Origin of the sequence: Aliikangiella maris (assembly GCF_040719265.1) — a bacterium.
Classification (GTDB): Bacteria; Pseudomonadota; Gammaproteobacteria; order Enterobacterales; family Kangiellaceae; genus Aliikangiella; species Aliikangiella maris.
Genome location: NZ_JBFDAH010000056.1, coordinates 1 through 5,410, shown reverse-complemented (window position 1 = coordinate 5,410; position 5,410 = coordinate 1). Strand labels below are relative to the sequence as shown.

Sequence of the window (5,410 nt, the reverse complement as noted above, 5' to 3'; positions counted from 1 at the left end):
GGCATTACTTAGAAGATCGTATAAAAAAGTTAGGAAAAATACCTCAACTATGTGAATTCATAGTAAACTCACCGTAAAGTCTAAATGCCCCCGCTTTTTGAGCAATTACATTCCTTGGCAAATGAGAAATCACCCAATGGTTCGTTTGGGAGCTAGGGGAGGATTCAATATGAATGGTGTAAGGAATGGTATGCCTCTGAGAAATCATAGCTGGTCAATTCGGCATAGAAGGTATAATAAAGTAGTAGAGCGTTTGTTAAATAGAGATATGAAGGCTAACCCTAACATGTCTCCCAGACAAGCAGCGGATCGTTTACATTATTATGCTGATAGAGCTAGAAGAATTTTAACTAATAGCACTCGACAACTAGGTAAAAAATAAAGGGGAAGGATAGTGTTAAATTGGACAGATATTCAAGAAGACAGTTTCAGTAAAAGATATTTCAAAAAGCTTGAAAAACTGGAAAATTTTAATTCAGTTGTACAAGCATCGATGGATATTTTTTCAAAGAATATGTCCGGTGACTTTATCAATATTAGCTTTCACATAGAGCCGTCATTAATATACTTATATCCTTGTTCAGAGTCAGATTTATTTGAGGAAGTTGATAATAAAGTAACAATTCAGGTTGCTCCTTTCTTTGAGTACTTCGAGTCGATTGAATCTAAGTATTATAAGGATGAAGAGTTTTATCAAGAGGCTCATACAAAGATACTGAAAGACTTTTATGGGCTTTTTCTAAATGGAGCAAAAGAGATTCTCCAATCAAGTGGAATGAAGTTTCAGTTCTACGAGTATGGTTGGGATGACAAAGAAGGGGTCATGCTTAACAAGCTCGATATGTCAAACTAAAGAATGAACCTCGACAACTCAACTCAAAATTACCTCCATCCCGCCCTCAATTCGAGGGCGTTTTTATCTCCCATCATCGAACAGACTGAATTCAATTTAATTGGCTGCTGCCGATTATAACTTGCCCCCGCTCACGGCTTCGCCTTCGGTGATTTTTATATCACACCAGACGCATCTTACCGATGCTAATGGAAACCGCGTGGTGATTGGGCTTGAGGTGTAATACAAAATGCTGCCAAATTTAATGGCGGTATGATGTACTGCTGAGTGAACAGACGGATTTAGATAAGACGCTTTATTTGTTTGAGCCGAATTCCTTTGTTCCGATAGCGCAGGCCCATTCCGCTATTACGATCCTAAAACAGGCCGTTTTACCTCTCAAGATCCGATTGGTTTATTGGGAGGGAGTAACAATTATCGGTATGCGCCTAATCCCATAACGTTGTCTTATGGGATTGCTTTTAATGTTAATGCTGCGCGAATACGTTGACTGCCAAATGCACACATACGTTCAAAGTCTTCATGAGCGATGGGAATATATTGACAGTCCAAAGGAGTTTGCTGCTCTTCATCTTGATCAGGATCGTGCACAAATAAACAGTCATTATCCATTCCTGTAACGACTACCCAATGAGGTGCTTTTTTACCATCAAGACGATAAGTGCTTACCAAAATTAGGACTGCATAGTTGTTATCCAGCACTTTGGCAATATCTTCAAAGCGGATCGATTTTTCATGAATATTAATATTTTGTTCGAGACATTGTTGGTGGAAGTGGTGATGCACCGTTTCTATGATCTGTTTTTTATGATCTGAGCGTACACCGTCAATAAACAATGGCTGAGCGGTACTTAACCAGATATCAGCAATAAAGCCGCGCTGATGGGCAGCTAAAGCTAAGCCGAAAGGATGACAGCCGCCGTGACCTGATGTCATGAAAATGGTGGTCGCTTCACGCCAGATATTTAGTTCATTTTCTAATGAACAAGTATAGTCTGGCGACAAACTCGCCATTGCCATTTGCAGAGCCGCAGGGCCACAGGTAAATTCGGTCGATTGACGATACCAAGGTGTCAGACGTTGTACTTGCGGCCCACGTGGTGCGCGAATACGTTTTTGCATGCGCAAAGCATCGTCATGATCGTCGTAGTAATCTTCATATTCGCCAAACACTCGGTAGCCATTTGCCTGATACAGTGCAATGGCTTTGTGATTGTTTTTGGCAACTTCAAGACGCATATAATGGCGTTCATTGGCTGCCGCTGATTCTTCGAGTTGCGTCAGTAATATTAGTCCCAGTCCTTGGCCTTGATAGCGTCTGCTAACAGCTAATGAATACAGACGCGATAAACGAGTGCCTTGATTATACAGTACAAGTCCATAGGCAATACATTGCTTGGAATCATCACGAATCACTAACAAATTGGAGTTAGCCGATTGAATATGATGTTTAAAACTACGTCGACTGAGTCGATCAGTTTTAAAACATTCAATCTCTAATGCAGTTAATGAATCCAAATCATCAAGTGTTGCCTTGTTAACAGTTAAATCGCGATCAGCCGTGGTCATATTGGTTATCCGAAAAAACGCACAATGTTGTATGGACTGCTTGCCAGCTTTTATACAATACTGATTGTTGCCATAAGATATCATTAGGACAAAAGTGCTGTTGCATTTTTTGTGCTTGCAGTTTGATATTTTTTGCCATCATGTTATGCGTATTGTGCCAAATAATATGATCATCGAGTATGACATTGAATAATGCTGCTGTACCAAAGCTGCCAAATTCTAAAGTTAAAAAACAACCGCCGTTATGCATTAAATCATGCCAGCGATAATCAAGTAGACCGCGTTTAGCCACTGAAAAAGAATTACCTGCCAAAGTTGCCGCAATGGCTGAGCCAAATAATTTTTCAGCAAATTTTGCACCGGCTGTTTCTGGTGAGTGATCGCTGATTAATTCACCAAAAGCAAACGGACCAAGACCCGAGTGAATATCGAGTACGACAAGTAATTTCTCATCTAGTTGATAGTTGTTAATAATTTGGTCAATGACATGATTTGACCAAGAGGCTTTTTGTCCGCCATAAAATGGTCCCCAATTGCAATGATATTGTCCGCCGCTAAAAATTTCATCAAATTGTTGTTGACCTAAGGTTTTTGAAAATTGTTCGAAGACTGTATAACGTTGATTAGAGTCAACTTCGACCAATTGCTCAAGATAATGTAAGTATTTTGGGTTGTCACTTAATGGTTGAGAAAAGTCGACAAAGTTACGATTGAGATCAATACCATCTTGATCACACCGTCGATAATGTTGCATACCCCACGGATTGAGAGCGTGAATCAATAAAATGGCGGTGCTGTCGGCCACTGTAATTAGCCCCGCATTGATCGCTTGCAAAATAAAATTTTGTACCGCGCTACCACAATAACCTTCGACGCCATGAGTGCCGCTAATGATGACTAGTACTTTTTCAGCATTCTCTGCACCTAACCAAATGCTATCGCAGGTTAAATCTTTTTCCAGTTGCCAGCTTTGGTGAATGTTAGCGTGATTAAGCTGATTGGCCGCGTCTAAAAATTTTTGTCGAGCTTGTGGATAGTTTTGGCTAAAATAAATCTCGCTATTGCAAAGGCTGTTGTGGAAAAATAATTCCGTTTGCATGACTATTGGCCTCGCTGTTCCAGGCGACGCAAGAACTCACCCATGATCTGCATGTACAGCTCATTTCCTAAATAGGCATCTTCAACATTATGATCAATACTCGGATTATCATTTACCTCTAACACGTAGGCTTTACCGTCGACTTCTTTAATGTCAACGCCATATAAACCATTACCAATGACCGCTGCTGCTTTTAATGCTGCCTTTAATACCTGACGAGGCACTTCAAAGGTCGGTAAAGCATCAAATCCTCCGGAAAAGTTGCGCGATGAGCCATGATTATAAATTTGCCAATGGTTTCGTGCCATATAATAGCGACAAGCATATACCGCTCGGTCATTAATAATACCTATGCGCCAGTCATACTCAGTAAATAAATATTCTTGAACCAGCAACATGGCTGAGTCTTGTAATAACTCTGTTGTAAGTTTCTCGAGCTCGGTTCGTGATTTAACTTTATATACTCCTTTTGAAAATGAACCTTCGGGCATTTTAATTACCAATGGGTAACCAAAACTTTGTTCAATGTCAGTCAGAGTCGAAGTGTGGTTATCGAGAATAAACTCGGTTTTTAAACTCGGCACCTTTTGATAATTATATGCATCATGTAAATACACCTTATTACAACAACGTAAAATTGAGTTGGTATCATCGATGACCACTAATCCAAGTTCCTCAGCACGACAAGCGAGTTGATAGGTAATATGGTTTATTGCTGTTGTTTCGCGGATAAACAGCGCATCAAATTGATTAAGATTAGTCAGCTCATGGGCTTGTACTATGTGCACATCAATCCCGAGCTTAGCACCGGCTTTTACAAATCTATCTAGTGCTCCTTTATTACTTGGCGGCACTTGTTCATTTTTGTTAACTAACATGGCCAGATCCCAACGGAATTTTTTTTCACCTTTTTGTTTTAGCCACCGCGAACTAATATTGCGTTCAAGAATATCAATAGCTGCCGCCTGCTCTGCTGCAGAGAGTTGATTTAAACACAACCGCTGTATTTGTACGCGAATACCAGTGGTTTCTGGCGTGAGTTCAACCGACAGTAATGGCGCAGGCCAATCACGAAAAATTCTAGCAGCAATTGATGCAAAACTTCCTTCCAGAGGCGTACCCATACACAGCGTTAATCGGGTTGGCTTTACTGGTGCCGCTTCGCCTTTCAGTTGATTATGCTTCAACCACATTAGTGCACCGTCAGCGCGTAAAGCGTTAATCGTTTTAACACTGGGAATTGCAAGATGGTGTCTTGCCTCCGCAAGCAGCGAACAGTAATAACCTTGACTTAAATAGCGGCTGGTATCGCACAAATTAATAACACGGGTATTGGGTTCGCCCAGTTTTGGGTAATCGCGCAGGTAATCAGTAAAACTGATCGCACTACCAAGCGGTAGTGAAGTGCTGTTGTCATCGACAACAAACAGCGTTTTATACATTCATTATGTCCTTGGTTGAGGGGCTTTGGCACATCAAGGATTGAAGGTTGGGGCTCTCTCTAAATGGGTAGAATAATTAAATACCACGGAAATATCTTTCGAGCAATAATTTTTAATCGGACGTCTGCCTTGTGTTAAAGAATAAGATAAATGGTATGAGCGAATATTAAAAATTAACTGTAAAGGTTTGGATTAGTGTCGTGATTGCGAGTTCAAATAAGTAGAATGAAACACAAAAAAAAGCCCCAATAAATGGGGCAAAGATTGATTGAAAGAATCACTTCGTTATTACAATTGTTACTTTAAAAAACGATTTGGTTATATTCCATCAAGACTTCCTTAGCGACCTGCTTTAATGTTGCCGCAGTTTGCGCATCAATAGAGCCATTATAAGCCAGCAGTGTTGGGTCTTGTTTTAACAAGAATCCGTAGAACATGGCAGCAGAT

General features: G+C 40.4%; 4 protein-coding genes and 1 pseudogene. 2 read left to right on the top strand and 3 right to left on the bottom strand.

The features are described 5' to 3' along the window. Positions 1 to 394: 394 nt before the first annotated feature. Positions 395 to 853, top strand: a complete 459-nt coding sequence (locus ABVT42_RS21510) for a hypothetical protein (RefSeq protein WP_353897984.1) — start codon at positions 395 to 397, stop codon at positions 851 to 853. A 352-nt stretch (positions 854 to 1,205) separates the two neighbouring features. Continuing rightward, positions 1,206 to 1,343, top strand: a pseudogene (locus ABVT42_RS21505) (RHS repeat-associated core domain-containing protein); the annotation flags it as partial. Here ABVT42_RS21505 and ABVT42_RS21500 read toward each other — a convergent pair. From ABVT42_RS21500 to ABVT42_RS21490, 3 genes are read right to left on the bottom strand one after another with little or no spacing between them, the layout of a single operon-like run. Continuing rightward, positions 1,301 to 2,422 (bottom strand): GNAT family N-acetyltransferase/peptidase C39 family protein, encoded by a 1,122-nt coding sequence (locus ABVT42_RS21500; RefSeq protein WP_353897985.1) that lies wholly within the window; start codon positions 2,420 to 2,422, stop codon positions 1,301 to 1,303. The pseudogene ABVT42_RS21505 and the gene ABVT42_RS21500 overlap by 43 nt on opposite strands. Continuing rightward, on the bottom strand, positions 2,409 to 3,521 hold the full coding sequence (locus ABVT42_RS21495; RefSeq protein ID WP_353897986.1) for a DUF2817 domain-containing protein: 1,113 nt from the start codon (positions 3,519 to 3,521) through the stop codon (positions 2,409 to 2,411). Before ABVT42_RS21495 ends, ABVT42_RS21500 begins: the two co-directional genes overlap by 14 nt. A gap of 2 nt (positions 3,522 to 3,523) precedes the next feature. Continuing rightward, positions 3,524 to 4,963 carry a RimK family protein gene (locus ABVT42_RS21490; RefSeq protein WP_353897987.1) on the bottom strand — a complete coding sequence of 480 codons (1,440 nt, stop codon included), beginning with the start codon at positions 4,961 to 4,963 and terminating at the stop codon, positions 3,524 to 3,526. Positions 4,964 to 5,410: the final 447 nt, after the last annotated feature.